The 24,970-nt window shown below is 67.6% G+C and carries 19 protein-coding genes; 15 read left to right on the top strand and 4 right to left on the bottom strand.

Annotation, left to right across the window (positions count from 1 at the left end):
- Window positions 1-94: 94 nt before the first annotated feature.
- The 15 genes from rplL to Q1A98_RS18140 all read left to right on the top strand — a co-directional run bounded on the left by rplL (window position 95) and on the right by Q1A98_RS18140 (window position 20,877).
- The gene (rplL, locus tag Q1A98_RS18210; RefSeq protein ID WP_299576059.1) at window positions 95-487 is read left to right on the top strand and encodes a 50S ribosomal protein L7/L12; all 393 of its coding nucleotides are present in this window, start codon (window positions 95-97) and stop codon (window positions 485-487) included.
- Between the two features lie 241 nt (window positions 488-728).
- Window positions 729-1,859 (top strand): ATP-binding cassette domain-containing protein, encoded by a 1,131-nt coding sequence (locus Q1A98_RS18205; protein WP_299576058.1) that lies wholly within the window; start codon window positions 729-731, stop codon window positions 1,857-1,859.
- A 76-nt stretch (window positions 1,860-1,935) separates the two neighbouring features.
- Window positions 1,936-2,742, top strand: a complete 807-nt coding sequence (locus tag Q1A98_RS18200; protein WP_299576056.1) for an ABC transporter permease — start codon at window positions 1,936-1,938, stop codon at window positions 2,740-2,742.
- A gap of 12 nt (window positions 2,743-2,754) precedes the next feature.
- Window positions 2,755-3,615 carry an ABC transporter permease gene (locus tag Q1A98_RS18195; protein WP_299576054.1) on the top strand — a complete coding sequence of 287 codons (861 nt, stop codon included), beginning with the start codon at window positions 2,755-2,757 and terminating at the stop codon, window positions 3,613-3,615.
- Between the two features lies 1 nt (window position 3,616).
- Window positions 3,617-4,951 carry an MCE family protein gene (locus Q1A98_RS18190; protein WP_299576052.1) on the top strand — a complete coding sequence of 445 codons (1,335 nt, stop codon included), beginning with the start codon at window positions 3,617-3,619 and terminating at the stop codon, window positions 4,949-4,951.
- Window positions 4,948-6,021: an MlaD family protein gene (locus Q1A98_RS18185; protein ID WP_299576051.1), complete on the top strand. Its 1,074-nt coding sequence runs from the start codon at window positions 4,948-4,950 to the stop codon at window positions 6,019-6,021. Before Q1A98_RS18190 ends, Q1A98_RS18185 begins: the two co-directional genes overlap by 4 nt.
- A 14-nt stretch (window positions 6,022-6,035) precedes the next feature.
- A complete protein-coding gene (locus Q1A98_RS18180; RefSeq protein ID WP_299576049.1) occupies window positions 6,036-7,079 on the top strand; it encodes an MCE family protein in 1,044 nt (347 codons plus the stop codon).
- Complete coding sequence (locus Q1A98_RS18175) at window positions 7,076-8,353, top strand: MCE family protein (RefSeq protein WP_299576046.1); 1,278 nt, start codon at window positions 7,076-7,078, stop codon at window positions 8,351-8,353. Before Q1A98_RS18180 ends, Q1A98_RS18175 begins: the two co-directional genes overlap by 4 nt.
- Before the next feature lie 11 nt (window positions 8,354-8,364).
- The gene (locus Q1A98_RS18170) at window positions 8,365-9,651 is read left to right on the top strand and encodes an MCE family protein (protein WP_299576044.1); all 1,287 of its coding nucleotides are present in this window, start codon (window positions 8,365-8,367) and stop codon (window positions 9,649-9,651) included.
- A complete protein-coding gene (locus Q1A98_RS18165) occupies window positions 9,648-10,889 on the top strand; it encodes an MCE family protein (RefSeq protein WP_299576042.1) in 1,242 nt (413 codons plus the stop codon). Before Q1A98_RS18170 ends, Q1A98_RS18165 begins: the two co-directional genes overlap by 4 nt.
- Before the next feature lie 95 nt (window positions 10,890-10,984).
- On the top strand, window positions 10,985-11,782 hold the full coding sequence (locus tag Q1A98_RS18160; RefSeq protein ID WP_299576040.1) for a hypothetical protein: 798 nt from the start codon (window positions 10,985-10,987) through the stop codon (window positions 11,780-11,782).
- Window positions 11,782-12,687 (top strand): hypothetical protein, encoded by a 906-nt coding sequence (locus Q1A98_RS18155; RefSeq protein WP_299576038.1) that lies wholly within the window; start codon window positions 11,782-11,784, stop codon window positions 12,685-12,687. Before Q1A98_RS18160 ends, Q1A98_RS18155 begins: the two co-directional genes overlap by 1 nt.
- A gap of 361 nt (window positions 12,688-13,048) precedes the next feature.
- Window positions 13,049-16,579, top strand: coding sequence for a DNA-directed RNA polymerase subunit beta (locus Q1A98_RS18150; RefSeq protein WP_299576037.1), 3,531 nt, complete (start codon window positions 13,049-13,051; stop codon window positions 16,577-16,579).
- A gap of 22 nt (window positions 16,580-16,601) precedes the next feature.
- A complete protein-coding gene (locus Q1A98_RS18145; RefSeq protein ID WP_299576035.1) occupies window positions 16,602-20,558 on the top strand; it encodes a DNA-directed RNA polymerase subunit beta' in 3,957 nt (1,318 codons plus the stop codon).
- A gap of 175 nt (window positions 20,559-20,733) precedes the next feature.
- Window positions 20,734-20,877, top strand: a complete 144-nt coding sequence (locus tag Q1A98_RS18140; protein ID WP_299576034.1) for a hypothetical protein — start codon at window positions 20,734-20,736, stop codon at window positions 20,875-20,877.
- Between the two features lie 60 nt (window positions 20,878-20,937).
- Here the strand turns inward: Q1A98_RS18140 and Q1A98_RS18135 are convergent, their stop codons facing one another.
- The 4 genes from Q1A98_RS18135 to Q1A98_RS18120 form a co-directional block, all read right to left on the bottom strand.
- The gene (locus Q1A98_RS18135; RefSeq protein WP_299576033.1) at window positions 20,938-21,819 is read right to left on the bottom strand and encodes a type IV toxin-antitoxin system AbiEi family antitoxin; all 882 of its coding nucleotides are present in this window, start codon (window positions 21,817-21,819) and stop codon (window positions 20,938-20,940) included.
- Window positions 21,820-21,977: 158 nt separating this feature from the next.
- The gene (locus Q1A98_RS18130) at window positions 21,978-23,087 is read right to left on the bottom strand and encodes an amidohydrolase family protein (RefSeq protein WP_299576032.1); all 1,110 of its coding nucleotides are present in this window, start codon (window positions 23,085-23,087) and stop codon (window positions 21,978-21,980) included.
- 4 nt (window positions 23,088-23,091) lie between these two features.
- Window positions 23,092-24,438, bottom strand: coding sequence for a glutamine synthetase family protein (locus tag Q1A98_RS18125; RefSeq protein ID WP_299576031.1), 1,347 nt, complete (start codon window positions 24,436-24,438; stop codon window positions 23,092-23,094).
- Window positions 24,439-24,467: 29 nt separating this feature from the next.
- A complete protein-coding gene (locus Q1A98_RS18120) occupies window positions 24,468-24,914 on the bottom strand; it encodes a VOC family protein (RefSeq protein ID WP_299576030.1) in 447 nt (148 codons plus the stop codon).
- Between the last annotated feature and the right edge of the window lie 56 nt (window positions 24,915-24,970).

The following is a 24,970-nucleotide window of genomic DNA, read 5'->3' as shown; positions in this document are numbered from 1 at the left end:
CACACCCACACACCCGGCGGCATCCGCCGCCACCACAGAAACGTCCCCGCGGGGATCGACACCCCCACCGGGGTCTGACAGGAAGGACGCCATCATGGCGAAGCTCAGCGCCGACGAGCTCATCGATCAGTTCAAGGAACTGACCCTGCTGGAGCTCAGCGATTTCGTGAAGAAGTTCGAAGAGGTCTTCGAGGTCACCGCAGCGGCTCCGGTCGCCGTCGCGGCCGCGGGTGCGCCCGCCGCCGGCGGTGCCGCCGAGGCCGCCGCCGAGCAGGACGAGTTCGACGTCGTCCTCGAGGGCGCCGGCGACAAGAAGATCCAGGTCATCAAGGTCGTCCGTGAGGTCGTCTCGGGCCTGGGCCTGAAGGAGGCCAAGGATCTCGTCGAGTCGGCCCCCAAGGCGATCCTCGAGAAGGTCGACAAGGACGCCGCCGAGGCTGCCAAGGCCAAGCTCGAAGAGGCCGGTGCCAAGGTCTCGGTCAAGTGATGTCGGCTCGCTGACGCGAGCTACTCACGCGTAGGTTCTCTGCGCGAGAACGGCGAGCCCACCCCGTCACGACGGGGTGGGCTCGCTGTCGTCTGAGTCCGATTTCGGGCCGTCTTCCCAGCTAGATGCCGTATTTTGCTTGACTGTCACGAAATGGGGCGTTGATGTTCGGCGATCACGAACCGTGGGTTACAGTGACTCGAACCACAAGCGGGGCGGGAACAGAAGAGGGAGACCGATAGTGGGTGTCGAGGTCAGCGTCGAGGGGCTCACCAAGTCCTTCGGCTCCCAGAACATCTGGCGTGACGTCACCCTGACGCTCCCCGAGGGCGAGGTCTCGGCCCTCCTCGGCCCGTCGGGTACCGGCAAGTCCGTCTTCCTCAAGGCCCTCATCGGTCTGCTCCACCCCGAGCAGGGATCGGTCATCGTCGACGGCACCGACATCACCAAGTGCTCCTCGAAGGAGCTCTACGAGATCCGCAAGCTCTTCGGTGTCCTCTTCCAGGACGGCGCACTGTTCGGGTCGATGAGCCTGTTCGACAACACCGCCTTCCCGCTGCGCGAGCACACCAAGAAGGGCGAGAGCGAGATCCGTGACATCGTCATGGAGAAGCTCGACCTCGTCGGACTGGCCGACGCGGGGGAGAAGCTCCCCGGCGAGATCTCCGGCGGTATGCGCAAGCGTGCCGGACTGGCCCGCGCGCTGGTGCTCGACCCGCAGATCATCCTGTGCGACGAGCCCGACTCCGGTCTCGACCCGGTCCGCACCGCCTACATCTCGCAGCTGCTGATCGACATCAACGCCGAGATCGACGCGACGATCCTCATCGTCACGCACAACATCAACATCGCCCGGACCATCCCGGACAACATCGGCATGCTGTTCCGCAAGGAACTGGTCATGTTCGGGCCGCGTGAGGTGCTGCTCACCTCCGAGGAGCCGGCGGTCAAGCAGTTCCTCTCCGGTGACCGTTTCGGTCCGATCGGCATGTCCGAGGAGAAGGACGACGCGACCGCGGCGCAGGAGCAGGAGCTCGCCGACGCCGGTATCGGTGGTGGCGGTACGAAGGACGACTTCTCCGAGATCATCCCGCAGGTGCAGCCCAACCCCGGCATGCCCGAGCGGAAGGCGGCCGAGCGTCACCGCCAGCGCGTCGAGGAGATGATGCACGAGCTGCCGGAGAGCGCCCAGAAGGCGATCCGCGAGTCGCAGCAGGCCGAGGACGAGATCCGCGAGGAACGCGCCAGGGTCACCTCCGATAACGGCAACGGCAACGGCGACCAGAACCGGTCGGACGACCGTCAGGAGCAGTTCGCCGGGTCCGAGGCGAACACCGAGCAGTTCCCGGCGTACCGGGCCGGCAACGCGTGAGCGAGACCTTCGCTCCCAGCACGACCCTCTCCCACAGCACCATCCCCACCGACAGCACGACGACAAGGGCATCTCGATGAGCTCAGCCACCACGCGTGGCGTCGAACGGGTGAACCAGGCCGGTAGCGCGGCGTTGACACAGACGGGCAACATCGTCCAGCTGTTCGCCGACGTCATCCGGAACATCTTCGTCCGCCCGTTCCAGCTGCGTGAGTTCGTCCAACAGGCGTGGTTCATCGCCAGCGTGACGATCCTGCCGACCGCGTTGATCGCGATCCCGTTCGGTGCCGTCGTCTCGTTGCAGACCAGTTCGCTGATCCGTCAGCTCGGCGCCGAGTCGTTCACCGGTGCCACCAGCGTGCTGGTGGTGGTGCAGCAGGCCGCCCCTGTCATCACGACGCTCCTCGTCGCGGGTGCGGCCGGCTCGGCCGTCGCCGCCGACCTCGGTTCGCGGACGATTCGCGAGGAGATCGACGCGATGCGGGTGCTCGGCATCAACCCGGTGCAGCGCCTCGTCGTTCCGCGCGTCCTCGGCATGGTGCTCGTCGCCGTCCTGCTCAACGGCCTGGTCTGTGTCGTCGGCATCGGAGGCGGCTACTTCTTCAACGTGATCGTCCAGGGCGGTACGCCCGGCGCCTACCTCGCGTCGTTCTCGACGCTGGCGCAGCTGCCCGACCTGTACATCGCCGAGGTCAAGGCCGCGATCTTCGGTCTCCTCGCCGGTGTGGTCGCCTCCTACAAGGGCCTCAACCCCGCGTCCGGCCCGAAGGGTGTCGGCGAGGCGGTGAACCAGAGCGTGGTCATCACCTTCCTGCTCCTGTTCTTCGCCAACCTGATCCTCACCGCCGTGTACCTGCAGATCGTCCCTCCTCGGGGCTCGTAGAGGGGATCGACGATGACCATCGCCAAGAGCAGGGCAGACCTGCTCAACTACCGCCTCCGCCAGGGCGCCAACGCACCACTGAAGGTGCTCGACGGCGCCGGCGAGCAGATGTCCTTCTACGGCCGCGCCGTGGGCTGGGCGCCGCGCACCATCACCCACTACCCGAAGGAGATGCTCCGTCTCCTCGCCGAGGTCGCCTTCGGTGCGGGCGGCCTCGCCGTCATCGGCGGCACGATCGGCGTCATGGTGCTGCTCACCGGCTTCACCGGTGTCGTCGTCGGCCTGCAGGGCTACGCCGCACTCGACCAGATCGGTTCGCAGGCCCTCACCGGGTTCCTCTCCGCCTACGTCAACACGCGTGAGGTGGCGCCGCTGGTCGCGGGGCTCGCCCTCTCGGCGACCGTCGGCTGCGGCTTCACCGCGCAGCTCGGCGCGATGCGCATCTCGGAGGAGATCGACGCCCTCGAGGTCATGGCGGTCCCGTCGGTGCCGTTCCTGGTGACCACCCGCGTGCTCGCCGGCTTCATCGCCGTCATCCCGCTCTACGTCCTCGGGTTGTTGGCGTCCTACCTGGCGACGAGAACCGTGACGACCGTCTTCAACGGACAGTCGACGGGGTCGTACGACCACTACTTCAACCTGTTCCTGCCACCGGTCGACGTGTTGTGGTCCTTCGGCAAGGTCCTCATATTCGCGTTCGTCATCATCCTGGTGCACTGCTACTACGGCTACTACGCCTCCGGCGGCCCCGCGGGCGTCGGCGTGGCAGTCGGACGTGCCGTCCGTGCGGCACTCGTGCTGCTGGCCGTGCTCGACTTCTTCCTGGGCCTCGCCATCTGGGGCACCAGCACGTCGGTGAGGGTGGCGGGCTGACATGGGCGGGAAAGTGCGTATCCGTCTGCTCGGTCTCGTGTTCTTCGTCGTCGTCGCGTTGTTCGTCGGCGGCACGATCCTGAAGTTCAACGAGACGTTCACGAGCTTCACCGACGTCGACCTCACGACGGACTCGGCGGGCAACAACCTGCCGCCGAACGCCGACGTGAAGGTCCGCGGTCTGATCGTCGGTCAGGTCCGCAACGTCAAGGCCTCCGACAACGGTCGCGTCACGGTGGTGCTGGGCCTCGAGCCCGACAAGGCGAAGATGCTGCCCGCCAACACCACGGCCCGCATCCTGCCGAAGACGCTGTTCGGCGAGCGGTACGTGTCGCTGCAGCTCCCGCAGGACGCGGAGAACAAGACGCTGGAGAACGGCGACACCATCCGCACCGACTCCAGCGGCAACGCCCTCGAGCTGCAGACCCTGTTCGACAGGCTGCTGCCCGTCCTCGACGCGATCCCGCCGCAGGACCTGTCGGTCACGCTCGGCTCGCTGTCGAAGGCGTTGCAGGGCAACGGCGATCGCCTCGGCGCGACGTTCGACGAGCTCAACAACATCTTCTCCCAGATCAACGCGAACATGCCGGAGCTGCAGGGCACCATCCGCGGCCTCGCGACGTTCTCGCAGACCTATTCGCAGGCCCTCCCCGACGTGATCGACGCGCTCGACACGTTGCGCACCACCTCGAACACGCTGGTGGAGAAGCAGGGTGATCTGCGGGCCTTCATCTCGACGGTGCAGAAGGCGACGGTGGAGACCACCGACTTCCTGACCACCAACCGTCGGGACCTGCTGGACCTGTCGATCGAGTCCGAGCCGCTGCTCACCGCACTGGCCACGCAGTCCCCGGCGTTCGGGTGCACGTTCAAGAACTTCGCCGGTCTGATCCCGGAGGTCAACAACATCGTCGGCAAGGGCACGAAGAACCCCGGTGTGCGCGTCACCCTGACGTTCTCCAACCCGAAGGGTCGGTATCTGCCGAACCAGGACGAGCCCCGTCTGCTCGACGACCGCGGGCCGCGGTGCTACCCGAAGCACTACGAGCAGGGACGTCCCTTCCCGCAGTACCCGGGCGGCTCGATCAACGACGGTTCGTACCAGCCGCCGTCGCGGAACCCCGGCCCGAGGCAGGTCACCCAGTTGCCGATCCCGGACTTCTCGACCACCCCGGCCGGCACCATAGCGCCGAGCGTCTACGACGACCCGCAGAACAAGGTCGCCCTCAAGGCGATCATGGCCGCCGAGGCCGGCACCGACCCCTCTGACGTCCCCGGCTGGATCGCGCAGATCGTCGCCCCCGGACTGCAGGGAGCGCAGGTGACGGTCAAATGAGAGGTGGGTTCCTCGGGCCGCTCATCCGGCTCGTGATCTTCGCTGTCGTCACCGTTCTCGCGACCGGTGCGCTGGGTCTGACGATCGCCAACTCCGGCACGTCGGGTGACAACAAGTTCTCGGCGATCTTCACCGACGCCGCGCTGCTCAACCCCGGCGACGACGTCCGCATCGCCGGCGTCCGCGTCGGGACGGTGCAGTCGGTGCAGGTGCACGACCACACCCTCGCCAAGGTCGACTTCTCGATCAACCGTGGGCGCCTGCCCGACGGCGTGCAGCTCTACATCCGGTTCCGCACCCTGACCGGCGTCCGCTACCTGGCCCTGGAGAAGGGCCCCGGCGACCCGACCCAGACCATCGGCACGGGCACGACTATCAGCCAGGCGAACACGCACCCCGCGGTGAACCTGACCGACCTGTTCAACGGTTTCCGGCCGCTCTTCCAGGAACTCAGCGCCGACGACGTGAACAAGCTGTCGGAGGAGATCATCAAGGTCTTCCAGGGCGAGGGCGGCACCATCACCCAGCTCGTCTCCGACACCGCGGACCTGACCAACACGATCGCCGACAAGGACCAGGTGATCGGTGACCTGATCACCAACCTGACCAAGGTGCTCGACACGGTCAACCGCAACGACGATCAGCTGACGGACCTGCTCACGACGACCGAGAAGTTCGTCACCGGGCTCGCCGCGCAGCGGAACTCGGTCGGGTCGGCGATCACCTCGGTCGCGAACCTGACCGCGGTGACCAGTTCGATCCTGACGCCGACCCGCCCGGCCCTGCAGGGCAGCATCGCGTCGATCAACGACCTGTCGAAGATCATCACCGACCGCCGCGGTGAGGTGGAGAAGACGCTCGAGACGCTGCCGATCAAGGCGCAGAAGATCGGCCGGGCCGCCACCTTCGGCTCCTGGTTCCAGTTCTATCTGTGCGGCATCGACATCGTCGCCGGCAACGGCAAGAGCACGCTGCTGAGCCAGCCGCTCATCCCGCTGCCCGACATCAACCACGTCCTGTACACCAACGTCGCGACGCGATGCTGGGCCGACGACAAGCCACCGAGCTAGGGAAGGAGGCAGACATGGCACCCAAGAACGAGAACCGTCGTCCCGACGCCCCTCGTCGCAGCCCGATCACCGTCGGTGGTCTCGGCCTGCTCCTGCTCATCATGGTGACGCTGTCGGCGTTCTTCCTCGGCAGCCTCCCGCTGGTCGGTGCGGGCACGGTCTATCAGGCCGACTTCACCGAAGGCGCGGGCATCAAGGCCAACGCCGAGGTCCGTGTGGCCGGCGTGAAGGTGGGCAAGATCCAGTCCGTGAAGATCCACGGCGACAAGGTGCGGATCGCGTTCCAGGTCAACAACACCTGGGTCGGGGACCAGACCACCGCGTCGATCCAGATCAAGACGATCCTGGGGCAGAAGTTCCTGCAGATCGACCCCCGCGGCGACAAGCTGGCCGACCCGAAGAAGGTCATCACCGCGACCACCTCCCCCTACGACGTGATCGAGGCGTTCCAGGACGCGTCGCGGCAGATCACGAACGTCGACACCGACCAGCTCGCCACGAGCTTCCGGACGTTGTCGTCGGCGTTCGCGGGGACACCGAGCGAGATCGGCAACTCACTCGACGGGCTGAGCCGGTTGTCGCAGACCATCGCCTCGCGTGACCAGGAGGTCCGTCGACTCCTCGAGGCGACGAAGGGCACCAGCAAGATCCTGGCCGACCGCAACCGCGAGTTCACCCGGCTCATCGCCGGTGCCGGTGACCTGCTCGACGAGTTGAACAACCGTCAGCAGGACATCAGTCGGCTGCTGCAGTCGACGACGACGCTGTCGGTCACGTTGACCGGCATCGTCCGCGACAACGAGCAGCAGATCGGGCCGGCGCTGGAGTCGCTGAAGGGTGTCACCGACCTCCTGCAGCGCCAGGACAAGAATCTGCGCGACTCCATCACCTACCTCGCACCCTTCTACCGGCTCTACGCCAACGTGCTCGGCAACGGCCGCTGGTTCGACTCGGTGATCAAGAACCTTCTGCCGCCCGGCCTGCCGGCGCAGAACACGACGCGGCCGCCGAACAAGTACCGGCTGCTCAACAACGGCGGAACGGAGGCGACCGGATGATGTCCGACCAGTCCGCCAACGACCTCCGGGACACCTCCGGTCCCGGTCGGTGGTTCACCCCGCGCCACATCGCGGTCCTCGTCGTCACGGTCATCGCGGCGTTGATCGTGGCCGGCGTCCTCTGGTGGGTGTTCACGTCCATCTCGAAGACGCACGTCACCGCGTACTTCAAGAGCAGTGTGGGCATCTACGAGGGCACCGACGTCCGCATCATGGGCGTCAAGGCCGGCTCGGTCGACTCCGTGGAGCCGCAGGGCGACCAGGTGAAGATCGAGTTCAGCGTCGATTCCGGATATCCGTTGCCGGCCGACGTGCGGGCCGTGCAGATCACCCCGTCCGTCGTCGCCGACCGCTACATCCAGCTGACGCCCGTCTACCACCAGGGCGACCGCAAGGCCGGCAAGGACATCACGCTCAGCCTGAACCAGACGATGGTCCCGGTCGAGGTCGACCAGCTCTACTCGAGCGTGGAGAAGCTGTCGAAGTCACTCGGTCCGGAGGGCGCCAACCGCCAGGGCGCGCTGAGCGACCTGATCACCACCGGCGCGAAGAACCTCAGCGGCAACGGTGACAAGCTCGGCCAGACCATCGAGAAGTTGTCCGCCGCAACGCAGACGCTGTCGGACTCGCGCGGGAATCTCGTCGACACGGTGAAGAACCTCGACGTCTTCGTCGGCGCGCTGGCCGACAACGACGCCCAGGTGCGGCAGTTCAACACCCAGCTGTCGTCGTTCTCCCAGTTCCTGGCCGGCGAGCGTCAACAGCTCGGCGAGGCCCTGAACAAGCTGTCCATCGCCCTCGGCGACGTGGCCACGTTCGTGCAGGACAACCGGATCGCCCTCGGTGACCGGATCCGCGAGCTGCTGCCCACCACGCAGACCCTGGCCGACACGACGAACTTCCAGAAGGAGATCCTCACCGTTCTCCCCGTCACGCTGAGCAACCTGGTCAACGCCTACAACGCGGAGTCGGGCACCCTCGACCTGCGCGTGGTGCTGCCCGAGTTGCAGAGCCTGGCCGGCACGAGCTGCAAGCTGCTCGACCTCGGCCAGCTCAAGCCCGGCGACCCGGCGTTCCGGCAGTTCAGCAACACGTTGCGGCCGATCCTCAACCAGTGCGCGAACATCACGTCGCAGATCGACGAGGGCATCAAGACGCCGACGCTGAACCTGCCGTTCGGCATCCTCAGCACCGACAACCAGCAGCGTCGTGGCGCCGTGCCGGGCACCGTCCCGGGCACGCCCGCACCGGGGCTCTCGAACGGTCCGTCATGAAGGGGCTCTCGATGAGACGACCGTCCGGTGCGCGGGGCGTCCGCGCCGTCGCGGCCGGTGCCGTGACACTGGCGGCCGCGATGCTGATGACCGCGTGCTCCGGGGGCATCTACTCGGTGCCGCTGCCCGGTGGTGCGGACACCGGCGACAACCCGCGGACGTACAAGATCCAGTTCGACGACGTGCTCGATCTCGTGCCCCAGTCGGCGGTCAAGCTCGACGGCGTCAACGTCGGCAAGGTCACGAAGATTGAGATCGCGCCGGACCAGTGGTCGGCGCAGGTCGAGGTAGAGGTCAAGAACAAGATCGACCTGTCGGACAAGGCGCAGGCCAACGTCGAGCAGACCAACCTCCTCGGTGAGAAGTTCGTCGCGCTGGTGGACCCGCAGTCGAATGCCGGCGCACCGCGGCAGCCGGAGAACGTGGCCATCCCCACCGACCGCACACGGACGGCGACGACGATCGAGCAGGTCCTCGGTGCGTTGTCGATGCTGTTGAACGGCGGTGGGATCGCCCAGATCACGCCGATCATCCAAGAGCTGAACAAGGCGTTCGACGGCCGCGAGGGAACGGTCAAGTCGCTGCTCAACCAGACGCAGCGTCTGATCTCCTCGCTCGACGACCAGAAGAACGACATCACGCGGGCCATCGACGGTCTCGCGACACTGTCGGACCGGACGTCGCAGCAGACCCAGCAGATCGACCGCATCCTCAACCAGCTCCCCGCCGGTGTGAAGGTGCTCGAGGACCAGCGTCCGCAGTTCGTGACGCTGCTGCAGAAGCTCGACTCGCTCGGTCAGGTCGGTGTGGACATCCTGGGCCGCGCCCGGGAGGAGATCATCACCGATCTCCGTGCGCTGCGCCCGACGTTGTCGGCGCTCGCCGGGGCCGCACCGGACCTCATCACCGCGGCGCCGCTGTTGTTCACCTACCCGTTCCCCGACAACCTGCTGCCGGGTGTCCGCGGTGACTCGACCAACCTGTTCCTCTCGGTCGACCTGCGGCTGCTGAACCAGCTCGAGGCGCTCGGTGTGGGTCAGCCCGCACCGCGGTACCAGCCGGTCGGGGGTGGTCCGCCGCCGAAGATCGACCCGCGCAACCCGTATTACAACGGCAACGGGCCGCGTCTCGGGTTCCCGACGATCACGCTGCTGCCGCTGCTCAACTCGCGGCCGGGGCCGAACACCCCGCCGTCGGGCGGACAGTACAGCCTGCTTCCCTCGCCCAAGCAGGGTCAGACGGCGCTGACCGCGCCGGCGGCCATGCTCAAGCCCGGAGCGACGGGGGCGGTCAAGTGATCCCGAAGATCGCGAAGTGGCAGCTGATCGTGTTCGCGGTCATCGCCATCGTCGCCGTCGCCTACGTGGGTGCCACGTATGCCCGCCTGGACAAGCTGTTCGGCATCGGGACGTACACCGTCCACGCGGACTTCCCCGACTCGGGTGGCATCTTCACCAACGCCGAGGTCACCTACCTCGGCACCCCGGTCGGTCGCGTCGGCTCGCTGCAGCTGCGACCCGACGGCGTGCGGGTGAACCTGACGATGAACTCCGGTGACTCGAAGATCCCGGCGACCGCACAGGCCGTCGTGGCCAACCGCTCGGCGATCGGTGAGCAGTACGTCGACCTGCGTCCGTCGTCGACGGGTGGGCCGTACCTCAAGGAGGGGTCGGTCATCACCAACACCTCCATCCCGGTGCCGGTGCAGGACGTCATCCAGTCCGCGGTCGACTTCACCGGGTCGGTGCCGCTGAACGACCTGCGGACCGTCGTCACCGAGCTGGGCAAGGCGTTCGACAACAACGGCGAGAACCTGCGCACGCTGGTCGACTCGCTGGCGAACCTGTCGAAGTCGGGCAACGACAACCTGCCGCAGACGATCTCGCTCATCCGCAACTCCGACACGGTGCTCACCACCCAGGCGGCGCAGTCGGACGAGATCCTCAACTGGTCGCAGAACCTCGGGCTCATCACCGCGCAGCTCGCGACCAGCGACCCCGATCTGCGTCGACTGCTCACCACGGGTCAGACGTCGGCGTCGCAGCTGTCGGCGTTGCTCGAGCGGAGCGGGGGCGACATCACCACCGCCGTCCGCAACCTCGCTCTCGACGTCCGGAACGTGAAGGGGACGTACTCGGGGGTCTCACCGGCCCTGGCGTTGCTGTCGGCGGTGTCGTCGGCGAGCTACACCCCGGCGCCCGGCGACGGGACGATCCACTTCGGTGCCACGCTCGAGACCAACAACCCGCCGTCGTGCACGTTCGGGTACGAGGGAACGCAGCAGATCATCGCCGAGGAGAAGCGGAAGAACCCGAACTTCGACATCAACTACGACGACTTCCCGTTCAACACGAACGCGAAGTGTTCGTTGCCGCAGGGCAGCCCGATCGGGGTCCGTGGTGCGCAGAACGCCGTCTACGCCGATCCGTACACCACGCAGCCCTGGGACAACATCCCCAAGAAGGATCCGGACAAGCTGGACCTGAACCCCATCGCCACCCAGCTGGGTGCCCTCCTGGGCGTCACCCCGCGCTGACCTCGCCGGCCGCGCACCGCTCTGTCGGTGCGCGGCTGTCGTGTGTCCGGCGGTGTGGGGGAGCTCTCAGAGTCCATGACTACAGTGACGAGGCGATGAACACTCCCGACCCCACGGATCCCGCGACGGAACCCCCGGCCTCCGAGGACTCCGACGCCCCCACGGCCACGGAGTCGACGTCGACTCCCACCGCCGAGACGACCCCGGCGACGCCCGCCGCCACCCCGCCCGGCGCGGGCGAATCGGCGGACGCGATGTCGAAGGCCGACCGCGCACGACGCGTCGCACGCACCGCGGCCCTGCCGGTCGCCGGTGTGGTCGTCGTGGCCGGGCTGATCGCGGCGATCGTGTTCGCCGGCATCTACGGCTACCGCTGGTACGACGACGCCGAGAACAAGGTCTCCGTCCAGACCGCCCGCGACGACGCCCTCGGCGGCGCGGAGCAGGCGATGCTGAACATCCTCAACATCGACCTGAAGAACGGCGACGAGTACCAGAAGCGCCTGCAGAACTCGGTGACCGGCAACGCCCGCACCCAGCTGCTCGGCAGCACCGGCCTCGGCGAACTGCAGAAGCAGGCCGGCGACCCGGCGAACGCGGCGACCCTGACCGCCAAGCTGCAGCGCAGCGCCGTCGTCTCCCTCGACGACGACAACAGCGATGCGACCACGCTGGTGTTCCTCAACGTGACGTCGTCGCGACCGAACCAGGCGTCGTCGTCGCAGACGATGGGCTTCCAGGTCGCGGTGACCAAGGACGGCGGTGTCTGGAAGGCGAGCAACATCCAACCGCTCGACTCCGTCGCCATCGACTCGACCGACGCCGGCCAGACGGGAGGCGCGGCCCCGTCCGCCGCCCCCGCGAGCTCCGCGCCCGCCCCCGGAGGGAACTGATGACCACGCCCCGCGGACCGCGCGGCAACCGTCGCCCCCGCGTCGCCGGACGTCCGGTGACCCGTCCCACCTCACCGGATCGCCCCACCTCGCGGCCCGGTGACGACGACGCGACCACCACGTCGGAGTCGACGACACCGGAGGTGACCGAACCCGCCCCCACGGCGACGCCGACCCCGGACCCGACTCCCGAGAAGGCAGCCGAGACCGCAGGCGACGACGCGGACGCCACCGCGTCGCCCGTCGACCTGGGCAAGGCACCGACGCCGCCGGCGGCCCCTCGCGGCAAGTCGCGACCCGCGGTGAAGGTCTCGACCATCAAGCCGCAGTCGACACGGCCCGCGCCGAAGCGTCCGTCGGCCACCGTCACCGACAGCGCGACCCGGCCGTCGCGTCGCCGTCGGTTCCTCGGCTGGCGGACGGTCGGGGTCCTCGCCGCGATCGCCGTGGTCATCGGCGTGGTCGCCGGTGTCGCCGCAGCGAAGCCGGGTGTGGACCTCTCCGACAACCAGGCCTTCGTCGACCCGTCGCTGACCAGCCAGGTCGCTGCGCAGGCGAAGTCGCGGATCTGCTCGGTGTTCGCGGTCAACTACGCCAAGCTCGACGACTGGGAGCGCACGGCGAAGGCCAACGTCACAGGTCAGGCGTCCGCCCGCTTCACCCAGTACGCGGGCGCCGTCCGCGACGCGCTCGGGCAGACGGGTCTCACCGAAGGCGGGGTCGACTGCCGGGTCGACACCGTCGGTGTCCGCTCGATCCAGGGCGATTCCGCGACGCTCGTGGTGAACCTCATCCTCAGCCAGACCGAGGGACAGCAGGCTTCCGGCAGCGGCACGAAGCGCTACCAGGTGGCCATGCAACGGGTGAACGGTCAGTGGCTGGTCGCGGACTTCGCCGACTTCTGAGCCGTCTGTACGGAATCTCCACGCATCGACCTGCGCGTTCCTCTTGACTCGCACGCCCGGTGGTTGCACGCTGTTCCCAGCGACGGACACCGGCAGCCACTGGTGGTCGCACCCAGGCGCGGAGGCCCTCTGACGGCCTCGGACCGATGTTGACATCGGACCGGTTTTTTCTGATACAGTTGGACGTTGCGCTGGCTGCCTTCTGTCCACTTCACGATCTCCCACGCGGGCCACATCTGTGCCCGTCGGTGGCGATCGCGTGGGACGACCTCGAGGGAAGTCTCAGCGCCGCCGACAACAACGCCCACGGTGTCCTCCGTCTTCCCGCGGATGACGCTCCTCGTCGGGCACACAGAGATCCGTGTTGGAAGGACGTATCTTGGCAGCCACCCGCCAGTCCACCTCAACAACCGACGGCGCGCCGCGCCGGACCATCCCGGGAGCGCCGCACCGCGCCTCCTTCGCCAAGCTCACCGAGCCCCTGGAGGTCCCCGGCCTCCTCGACGTCCAGCTCGAGTCGTTCGAGTGGCTGATCGGGTCGCCCGAGTGGCGTGAGCGGGCGAAGGCCCGTGGCGACGAGCACCCCTCCGGTGGTCTCGACGACATCCTCGCCGAGCTGTCGCCGATCGAGGACTTCTCCGGGTCGATGTCCCTGTCCTTCTCCGACCCTCGCTTCGACGAGGTGAAGGCCTCCGTCGAGGAGTGCAAGGACAAGGACATGACCTACGCGGCGCCGCTGTTCGTCACCGCGGAGTTCATCAACAACAACACCGGTGAGATCAAGTCGCAGACCGTCTTCATGGGCGACTTCCCGATCATGACCGACAAGGGCAGCTTCATCATCAACGGCACCGAGCGTGTCGTCGTGAGCCAGCTCGTCCGCAGCCCCGGCGTCTACTTCGACTCCACCATCGACAAGACCACCGAGAAGACGCTGCACAGCGTCAAGGTGATCCCCGGTCGCGGTGCGTGGCTCGAGTTCGACATCGACAAGCGCGACACCGTCGGTGTCCGCATCGACCGCAAGCGCCGCCAGTCGGTGACCGTGCTGCTCAAGGCGCTCGGCTGGACCACCGAGCAGATCACCGAGCGGTTCGGCTTCTCCGAGATCATGATGTCGACGCTGGAGAAGGACAACACCGCCGGCACCGACGAGGCCCTCCTCGAGGTCTACCGCAAGCTGCGTCCGGGCGAGCCCCCGACGAAGGAGTCGGCGCAGACCCTGCTCGAGAACCTCTTCTTCAAGGAGAAGCGGTACGACCTCGCGCGCGTCGGTCGCTACAAGTTCAACAAGAAGCTCGGCCTCACCGACAACCCGATGACGGGTGCCTCGGTGCTCACCGAGGACGACATCGTCGCCACCGTCGAGTACCTGGTGCGCCTGCACGAGTCGGAACAGAACGTCACCTCGTACATGACCGTCCCCGGTGGCGTCGAGGTCCCGGTCGAGGTCGACGACATCGACCACTTCGGCAACCGTCGTCTGCGCACCGTGGGCGAGCTGATCCAGAACCAGATCCGCGTGGGCCTGTCCCGCATGGAGCGCGTCGTGCGCGAGCGCATGACGACCCAGGACGTCGAGGCGATCACCCCGCAGACCCTGATCAACATCCGTCCCGTCGTGGCGGCGATCAAGGAGTTCTTCGGGACCAGCCAGCTGTCGCAGTTCATGGACCAGAACAACCCGCTGTCGGGTCTGACCCATAAGCGTCGTCTCTCGGCGCTGGGCCCGGGTGGTCTGTCCCGTGAGCGCGCCGGCCTCGAGGTCCGCGACGTGCACCCGTCGCACTACGGCCGCATGTGCCCGATCGAGACCCCCGAGGGTCCGAACATCGGCCTCATCGGTTCGCTGTCGGTGTACGCGCGGGTCAACCCCTTCGGCTTCATCGAGACGCCCTACCGCAAGGTCGTCGACGGCCAGGTGACCGACCAGATCGACTACCTGACCGCCGACGAGGAGGAGCGCTTCGTCAAGGCCCAGGCCAACGCCGAGCTCGACTCCGACAACCGTTTCACCGAGGACCGCATCCTCGTCCGCCGCAAGGGCGGCGAGGTCGAGTTCGTCGGACCGGACGCGATCGACTACATGGACGTCTCGCCGCGACAGATGGTCTCCGTCGCGACCGCGATGATCCCGTTCCTCGAGCACGACGACGCCAACCGTGCCCTGATGGGTGCGAACATGCAGCGTCAGGCGGTGCCGCTGGTCCGCAGCGAGGCGCCGCTGGTCGGCACCGGCATGGAGCTGCGTGCCGCCGTCGACGCCGGCGATGTCATCACCTCGGCCAAGGCCGGCGTGGTGGAGGAGGTCTCGGCCGACTACGTCACCGTCATGGCCGACGACGGCACCCGGGACACGTTCCGGATGCGCAAGTTCGCCCGGTCGAACCACGGCACCTGCGCCAACCAGCGTCCGATCGTGGACGAGGGGCAGCGTGTCGAGGAGGGCCAGGTCCTGGCCGACGGCCCCTGCACCGACAGCGGTGAGATGGCGCTGGGCAAGAACCTGCTCGTCGCGATCATGCCGTGGGAGGGTCACAACTACGAGGACGCGATCATCCTGTCGCAGCGCCTCGTGGAGGAGGACGTCCTCACCTCGATCCACATCGAGGAGCACGAGATCGACGCCCGCGACACCAAGCTCGGTGCCGAGGAGATCACCCGGGACATCCCGAACGTCTCCGACGAGGTCCTCGCCGACCTCGACGAGCGCGGCATCATCCGCATCGGTGCCGAGGTCCGTGACGGCGACATCCTCGTCGGCAAGGTCACGCCGAAGGGCGAGACCGAGTTGACCCCCGAGGAGCGCCTGCTGCGCGCCATCTTCGGTGAGAAGGCGCGGGAGGTCCGCGACACCTCGCTGAAGGTGCCGCACGGTGAGACCGGCAAGGTGATCGGCATCCGCGTGTTCAGCCGCGAGGACGACGACGACCTGCCCCCGGGCGTCAACGAGCTCGTCCGCGTCTACGTCGCGCAGAAGCGCAAGATCCAGGACGGCGACAAGCTGGCCGGCCGCCACGGCAACAAGGGCGTCATCGGCAAGATCCTCCCCGCGGAGGACATGCCGTTCATGCCCGACGGCACACCGGTCGACATCATCTTGAACACCCACGGTGTCCCGCGTCGTATGAACATCGGTCAGATCCTGGAGACCCACCTCGGGTGGATCGCCAAGACCGGCTGGAACATCGACGTCGCGGGTGGGACGCCGGAGTGGGCGTCGCGTCTGGACGAGAGCATGCTCTCGGCCGGCCCCGACACCCGCACCGCGACCCCGGTGTTCGACGGCGCGCGCGAGGAGGAGCTGACCGGACTGCTGTCCTCGACGCTGCCCAACCGCGACGGCGAGGTGATGGTCAACGGCGACGGCAAGGCGACTCTGTACGACGGTCGCTCCGGCGAGCCGTTCCCGTACCCCGTGTCGGTCGGCTACATGTACATCATCAAGCTGCACCACCTCGTGGACGACAAGATCCACGCGCGGTCGACGGGTCCGTACTCGATGATCACGCAGCAGCCGCTGGGCGGTAAGGCACAGTTCGGTGGACAGCGCTTCGGTGAGATGGAGTGCTGGGCGATGCAGGCCTACGGTGCGGCGTACACGCTGCAGGAGCTGCTCACCATCAAGTCCGACGACGTCGTCGGACGCGTCAAGGTGTACGAGGCGATCGTCAAGGGCGAGAACATCCCCGAGCCCGGCATCCCCGAGTCGTTCAAGGTGCTGCTCAAGGAGCTGCAGTCCCTGTGCCTGAACGTCGAGGTGCTCAGCTCCGACGGCGCGGCGATCGAGATGCGTGACGGTGACGACGAGGACCTGGAGCGCGCAGCGGCCAACCTCGGGATCAACCTGTCCCGCAACGAGTCCGCCACCGTCGACGATCTCGCCAACTGACAAGAGCTAGGAAGGTAACCACATGCTCGACGTCAACTTTTTCGACGAACTGAAGATCGGTCTCGCGACCGCCGACGACATCCACCGGTGGAGCTACGGCGAGGTCAAGAAGCCGGAGACCATCAACTACCGCACCCTCAAGCCGGAGAAGGACGGGCTCTTCTGCGAGAAGATCTTCGGCCCCACCCGGGACTGGGAGTGCTACTGCGGCAAGTACAAGCGCGTCCGCTTCAAGGGCATCATCTGTGAGCGCTGCGGCGTCGAGGTGACCCGCGCCAAGGTGCGTCGTGAGCGGATGGGCCACATCGAGCTGGCCGCACCGGTCACCCACATCTGGTACTTCAAGGGCGTCCCGTCACGCCTGGGGTACCTGCTGGACCTGGCGCCGAAGGATCTCGAGAAGATCATCTACTTCGCCGCCTACGTCATCACCTCGGTCGACGACGAGCTCCGCCACAACGAGCTGTCGACGCTGCAGGCGGAGATGGAGGTCGAGAAGAAGGGTGTCGCCGACACCCGTGACTCCGACCTCGAGGAGCGCGCGAAGAAGCTCGAGGAGGACCTCGCCGAGCTCGAGCGCGAGGGTGCCAAGGCCGACGCGCGTCGCAAGGTGAAGGACGGCGGCGAGCGCGAGATGCGCAAGATCCGCGACACCGCGCAGCGCGCGCTCGACGAGCTCGACGAGATCTGGGACAAGTTCACCAAGCTCGCCCCGAAGGACATGATCATCGACGAGCGGCTCTACCGTGAGCTGCAGGACCGCTACGGCGAGTACTTCACCGGCGCGATGGGTGCCGAGGCGATCAAGAAGCTCCTCGAGACCTTCGACATCGACGCCGAGGCCGACATCCTGCGGGACACCATCCGCAACGGCAAGGGCCAGAAGAAGCTGCGCGCGCTCAAGCGACTCAAGGTCGTCGCGGCGTTCCAGCAGTCGGGCAACTCGCCGCTGGGCATGGTCCTCGACGCGGTGCCGGTGATCCCGCCGGAGCTGCGTCCGATGGTCCAGCTCGACGGTGGCCGCTTCGCCACGTCGGACCTGAACGACCTGTACCGCCGCGTCATCAACCGCAACAACCGCCTCAAGCGACTGATCGACCTCGGTGCGCCCGAGATCATCGTCAACAACGAGAAGCGGATGCTGCAGGAGTCGGTCGACGCCCTGTTCGACAACGGTCGTCGCGGCCGTCCGGTCACCGGACCGGGCAACCGCCCGCTGAAGTCGCTGAGCGATCTGCTCAAGGGCAAGCAGGGTCGTTTCCGTCAGAACCTGCTCGGCAAGCGCGTCGACTACTCGGGCCGTTCGGTCATCGTCGTCGGCCCGCAGCTCAAGCTGCACCAGTGCGGTCTGCCGAAGCTGATGGCGCTCGAGCTGTTCAAGCCGTTCGTGATGAAGCGTCTGGTCGACCTGAACCAGGCGCAGAACATCAAGTCGGCCAAGCGCATGGTCGAGCGTCAGCGCCCCGCCGTGTGGGACGTCCTCGAAGAGGTCATCGCCGAGCACCCGGTGCTGCTGAACCGTGCGCCGACGCTGCACCGTCTGGGCATCCAGGCGTTCGAGCCGCAGCTCGTCGAGGGCAAGGCGATCCAGCTGCACCCGCTGGTGTGTGAGGCCTTCAACGCCGACTTCGACGGCGACCAGATGGCAGTGCACCTCCCGCTGTCGGCGGAGGCGCAGGCCGAGGCCCGCATCCTGATGCTGTCCTCGAACAACATCCTGTCGCCGGCGTCGGGTCGTCCGCTCGCCATGCCGCGTCTGGACATGGTCACGGGTCTGTACTTCCTGACCACCCAGAAGGACGGGGCGATCGGCGAGTACTCGGCGTCGTCAAGCGACGACGTCGAGCGTGGCGTCTACTCCACCCCGGCCGAGGCCATCATGGCGATGGACCGTGGCGTGCTGTCGGTGCAGGCGAAGATCAAGGTGCGGCTGACCGATCAGCGTCCGCCGGCCGACATCGAGGCCGAGCACTTCCCGGACGGCTGGACCCTCGGGCAGGCGTGGACGATCGAGACCACCCTGGGTCGTGTGCTCTTCAACGAGCTGCTGCCGCGGGAGTACCCGTTCGTCAACGAGCAGATGCCGAAGAAGCGTCAGGCCGTGATCATCAACGATCTGGCCGAGCGCTACCCGATGATCGTGGTCGCTCAGACCGTCGACAAGCTCAAGGACGTCGGCTTCTACTGGGCCACCCGCTCGGGTGTCACCGTGTCGATGGCCGACGTGCTGGTGCCGCCGAACAAGAAGGAGATCCTCGACAAGTACGAGGAGCGGGCCGACGGCCTGGAACGCAAGTTCCAGCGTGGTGCCCTCACCCCGGAGGAGCGTCGCGACGCCCTCGTCGAGATCTGGAAGCAGGCCACCGAAGAGGTCGGCGCCGCGATGGAGGCGTACTACCCGGAGGACAACCCGATCGCGATGATCCCGAAGTCGGGTGCGACGGGCAACATGACCCAGGTCCGCAACCTGTCGGGCATGAAGGGTCTGGTCACCAACCCGAAGGGTGAGTTCATCCCGCGTCCCATCAAGTCCTCGTTCCGTGAGGGCCTGACGGTGGCGGAGTACTTCATCAACACGCACGGTGCCCGCAAGGGTCTGGCGGACACGGCTCTGCGTACCGCTGACTCGGGTTACCTGACCCGTCGTCTGGTGGACGTCAGCCAGGACGTCATCGTCCGCGAGACCGACTGTGGCACCGAGCGCGGCATCGTCGTGACGCTCGCCGAGAAGCAGGCCGACGGCTCGCTGATCCGCGACCCGCACGTCGAGACGTCGGCGTACGCACGGACCCTGGCGACCGACGCGGTCGACGCCGACGGCAACGTCGTCGTCGAGCGTGGCCACGACCTGGGCGACCCGGCCATCGAGGCACTCCTCGCGGCCGGCATCACCGAGGTCAAGGTGCGGTCGGTGCTGACCTGCACGACGGGCACCGGCGTGTGCGCGATGTGCTACGGCCGTTCGATGGCGACCGGCAAGCTCGTCGACATCGGCGAGGCGGTCGGCATCATCGCCGCCCAGTCGATCGGTGAGCCCGGCACGCAGCTGACGATGCGTACGTTCCACCAGGGTGGCGTCGGTGACGACATCACCGGTGGTCTGCCGCGTGTCCAGGAGCTGTTCGAGGCCCGTGTCCCCAAGGGCAAGGCCCCGATCGCCGAGGTCGCCGGCCGGATCCGTCTCGAGGACGACGATCGGTTCTACAAGATCACCATCGTCCCCGACGACGGTTCGGAAGAGGTCGTCTACGACAAGATCTCGAAGCGTCAGCGCCTGCGTGTGTTCAAGCACGACGACGGCTCCGAGCGTCTGCTGGCCGACGGCGACCACGTCGAGGTCGGACAGCAGCTCATGGAGGGCGCCGCGGATCCGCACGAGGTGCTGCGCATCATGGGCCCGCGTCAGGTGCAGGTGCACCTCGTCAACGAGGTGCAGGAGGTGTACCGGAGCCAGGGTGTGTCGATCCACGACAAGCACATCGAGACGATCGTCCGTCAGATGCTGCGTCGCGTGACGATCATCGACTCCGGCGCCACCGAGTTCCTGCCCGGTTCGCTCACCGAGCGCGCCGAGTTCGAGGCGGCCAACCGTCGCGTCGTCGGCGAGGGCAACGAGCCCGCCGCCGGTCGTCCGGTGCTCATGGGCATCACGAAGGCCTCGCTGGCCACCGAGTCGTGGCTGTCGGCGGCGTCGTTCCAGGAGACCACGCGTGTCCTGACCGACGCGGCGATCAACAGCCGCAGCGACAAGCTGGTGGGTCTGAAGGAGAACGTGATCATCGGCAAGCTGATCCCGGCCGGCACCGGCATCAACCGGTACCGGAACATCCAGGTGCAGCCGACCGAGGAGGCGCGTGCCGCCGCGTACGCGGTGCCGTCCTACGACGACACCTACTACAGCCCGGACGGCACCTTCGGTGCCCCGTCGGGTGCTGCGGTGCCGCTCGACGATTACGGCTTCTCCAGCGACTACCGGTAACAACTGATCGACAGAACGGCCCCCACCGGAAGGTGGGGGCCGTTCTGCGTCCGTGCCAACTCGCCGAGTGGGCCGAAACCCGCCGCCGAGTGGGCCGAAATTAACCGGCGACCGTGCCAAAACCAGCCGCTCGCTCACCCGAGCCCGCCCGGTCCGCCGACCCGACCCATCTCGCGTGAACCCGCCCACCGTGCACCAGATCCCGTCCCGCGTGAACCCGCCGACCGTGCACCAGATATCGCCCACCGTGCACCAGATCTCGCCCACCGTGCACCAGATCTCGCCCACCGTGCACCAGATCTCGCCCACCGTGCGGTAGATGCAGGAGACCGTGCACCAGATATCGCCCACCGTGCGGTGGATCCTGCCGAGTGTGCACTCAGCGCCCTCGTCGGCGCCCGCGGGAGTCGAGCAGACCGCGAAGACAGGAGAGAAAGCCGATCGGGTCACCCGACAATTGCACGCTGTTCCGTCGCTCGGTGTGCCACCCGAGGCCGGAGGTCTGTCGGTCACGTGTGGCGTTGGAGAGCCGTTGGTCGTCGCTGTAGTGGTATTCGAAGCCGTCGAACTCGACGCCGATCTTCTCCCGGCGGTATGCCAGGTCGAACTTCGCGATGATGGTTCCGTGTTCGTCGTAGACCTTCACCTGCGTCTCGGGCCTGGGCAGTCCGTCGGCGAGGATGAGGTGGCGAGTCCAGCTCTCGCCGGATGACTCCGCGCCGGCGTCGATCCACGGCACGAGCCCACGAAGCTGTCGGATGTTGCGCACCGCGGGATGGGCGACGACGAACCGCCACAGTTCCATGTGATCGAGGTCGGTCGCGCGTGTGAGATCGTCGAGATGCGCCAGGGCAATCCAGGCGGGCGAGCGCCGTCCGAGATCGAACGCAGTCCTGATCGGCGACGTCACCGGCATGCCGTCGACGACGACCACATCGGCCGGGTTCAGCTCTGTGCGATGGACGCGGACATCGTTGAATCGCCGTGCCTGACCGGTCGGCGGCCGGATCAGCTCGACGGTCGCACCATGATCGAAGAAGGTCGCGCCGTGAAGGACTGCTGCACTGATGCCCCCGACCACGGAGTCGGGTCCGGCCCGCAGCCACGCAGCGCGAATCGTCTCGACGGGGGACAGCGGGACCGCCGCCTCCGCGTACACACCTCGATGCACCATGCGGAAGTCTCTGCGGATGTCGCGCGGACGGATGTGGCCCGGCAGGCTGTGGTCGCCAAGTGCGAACGGCCGGTTGTCGATGCTCATGTTTGTTGGACGCACGTGGTCGTCGAACGGTTCACTCGGGTTTGGACTGCACGGTGGGTGGGATCTACCGCACGGTGGGCGGGATCTACCGCACGGTGGGCGGGATGGACCGCACGTTGGGCGGGATCTGATGCACGCTCGGGGAGTGTCGCGCGGGGTCAGAGGCGGTAGACGCGGCGGGCGTTGCCGTGGGCGATCATGTCGGCGACACCGACGGCGTCGTCGAGCGACCACTCGTCTGCGTCGACGAAACCCGACAGCACCGACGCCATCCCGTCCCGCCACAGCGCGGCGCCGAGGTAGTGGAACTCGGCCGGGCCGCAGCCGTCGGAGGAGTAGAGCACCTTCGTGAACGGCGCCATCTCCAGCAGTCGCCCGACGAACGGTCCCGACCGCGCGCCGAGGTGGTGGATCGACAAGCCGCCGTCGAGATGGACAGACGGGAACGCCTGGGCGAGGTAGCCGGCCTGCCGTTCCCAGGGGTAGCAGTGCAGCAGCATGATCGGCACATCGCCTGCGCCACGGAGGAACTCGTCGAGCAGCAGGGGATCGGTCTGCGACAACCGCGCGTCGCGGTCACCGAACCCGACGTGGAACTGCAGCGGCAGCCCGACGTCGAGCGCGCGGTGCAGCCCGAAGCGCAGCAGCACGCGATCGGTCAGACGGGTGCCGCCCTCCGATCGCCACCGGTCGGCAGCGAGATCGACGAGTCGTTCCGGCGGGTCCGACAGGTCCCCGCCGAACCCGCCGCGGTAGGCCAGAACCGACTTCGTCGCCACGGCGGCACCCGTTCTGCGGCGCAGGATCTCGACGAATTCGTCGGCATAGTTCCGCGGGGCGGCGGCGGCCTGCTCGGCGATCTCCTCGAGCCGAACCACCTCGTGCGCGGCGCCGCCACCGAGGGCGGCGAGGTCGTCCGGATCGGTGAGTCCGGCGTGGAACCCGGTGTCCACCAGCCACGTCGAGACGCCGGCCGCGGTCAGGAACCGCCGCGACACCTCGTCCTCACCGAGTTCGGCGCGGCGGGCACAGTAGTCCGACGGTGACGCGTGGCGGGGAAGGTCCAGCAGAGGTGCACACCGGGCGCGGACCGCGAACCCGAGTTGGGTGTCCCAGCCCGACGTGGCGGCGGTGACCGGGTCGGGGTCCGCCTCGTTCAGCGCGGCGGCGAGCCGCGCGGCGTCACCGTCGGCAACCCACCGCCCGTGGACGTGGTGGTCGACGAGCTCGACCCGGGAGACATGCTCCCGCAGCGTCACAGGACACACGCGCTCAGATACTCCATGCCATCCGGAACATCTCGGCGAGCTCGGCGGGGGAGCGGTCACCGTAGGTCGACGCCTCGTACCGGCGGACCGCGAGCGTCGCCTCCACCACCTCGTCACCCAGCACCGATCGCGCCGTCGACGACGCCTCCAGCGCGTCGAGCATCGCCGTCTGGTCGCCGGTCAGGAGCACGGTGCCGGCGGCGTCCAGCTCCGCATCCGACAGCGACGCCGGGTCGACGGTGGTCTCGGGCGGCAGCGCTGTGCCGCGTTCGATCCCCTCGGCCGCCAGGCCCAGGATCGCCGCGGACGCGAGGTACGGGTTGGCCGAGGGGTCGACGATCTTCACCTCGACGTTGGCGCCCAGCGGGTTCGCAGGCCCACCCTCGATGAAGCGCACCGATGCCTCGCGGTTCTCGGTGCCCCAGCACGCGTAGGCGCCGGCCCAGAAGCCCGGCAGCACGCGCAGTCCCGACAGGATCGACCCGCACAGCAGGGCCTGCACCTCGGGCAGTCCGGCGACCACGCCGCCGATCGCGGCGCCACCGGCCGCGGTCAGACCGCGCGGCCCGTCACCGCCGGAGAAGAGCGGACCGTCACCACCGGACAACGAGAAGTGCTGGTGCGCACCGTTGCCGACGCCGTCGTGGAACGGCTTCGGAGAGAAGCAGGCGCGCAGACCGTGTCGGCGGGCGGCGCGCCCGATCACCATCCGCGCAGCGACGAGCTGGTCGGCGGCGGCCACCGGGGACAGCGGTGCCAGCGACACCTCGAACTGGTTGCTGCCGTACTCGGGGTGCATCTGCGCGACCTCGACCCCGGCACGCCGTGCGGCCGCGATCACGTCGCGCACGAACCCCTCGTGCTCCAGCACGCCCGCCAGTCCGTACTGCGCCCACATCGTCGACGGCACCGGCTCGGCAGCGTCGTCGAGGAGGGTGAACTCCAGCTCGTGCCCGACGAGCGCGGTCAGCCCGGCCGCGCGGAGCCGCTCCTCGACCCCTCGCAGGGTCGTCCGGGTGCACGCACCGACGGCCTCGAAGGACTGGTCCACGAAATCGGCCGGGGCCCAGGCGATGTGGTCACCGATGATGCGGACGGCCTCGAGGTCGACCCGGATGCGCTGGTCACCGACGGCGCCGAAGCGGTCGGTGTAGGCGATCCCGGTCCGGTCGATGGTGAAGACGTGCCACACCGGGCTCACGCCGAGACCGGCGTCGGCGAACGCGGGGACGCGGGCGACGTCGACGACCTTCGCGTGGATCAGTCCGGCGGGGTTGACAACGGTGCCCACGAGCATCTCGACCCCCGCGCTCTGCAGGTGACCCAGGACGTCGGTGCGGATGGTGGCCATGGGGACACAGTGTGCCCCACCGGGGTTGCTCAGGCGTGGCGATAGGGCAGGTACTGCACCGACCACTCGTTGCCGTCGGGGTCGGCGAAGTACACGAAGTGGCCCCACGGCTGCACGTCGACCGGACCGACCTCGACCCCGGCGGACAGCAGGTGCTCGCGCGCAGCCTCGATGTCGGTCACGCAGATCATCAGGCCCTTGACCGACCCGGGCTCACCGTCGACGAGACCGTCACCGAACGCGATGGAGCAGTTCGAGCCGACCGGCGTCATCTGCACGAAGCGGATCGGGGTGTCGCCGTCGTTGCCGGGTGCGCCCGGCGGCACGACGTGGTCGTGGTCAGGAGTGAAGCCGATCCGCGCGTAGAACTCCTTGGCGCGCTCGGCGTCGCTCACGGGGAGCATGACGACCTCGAGCGTCCAGGGGCCGCCCGGGATCGTGCCGGCGGTGGTCGTGGAGGTCTCGGTGCTGGTCATCGGTTCGTTCCTCTCGTCGGGTGTGTGACGAGAAGGACGATGTCACCCAACGCGGA

This window comes from uncultured Williamsia sp., from assembly GCF_947494875.1.
GTDB lineage: Bacteria > Actinomycetota > Actinomycetes > Mycobacteriales > Mycobacteriaceae > Williamsia_A.
The sequence above is the reverse complement of the archived record's forward strand: the minus strand, read 5'-3'. Positions and strand labels throughout refer to the sequence as shown.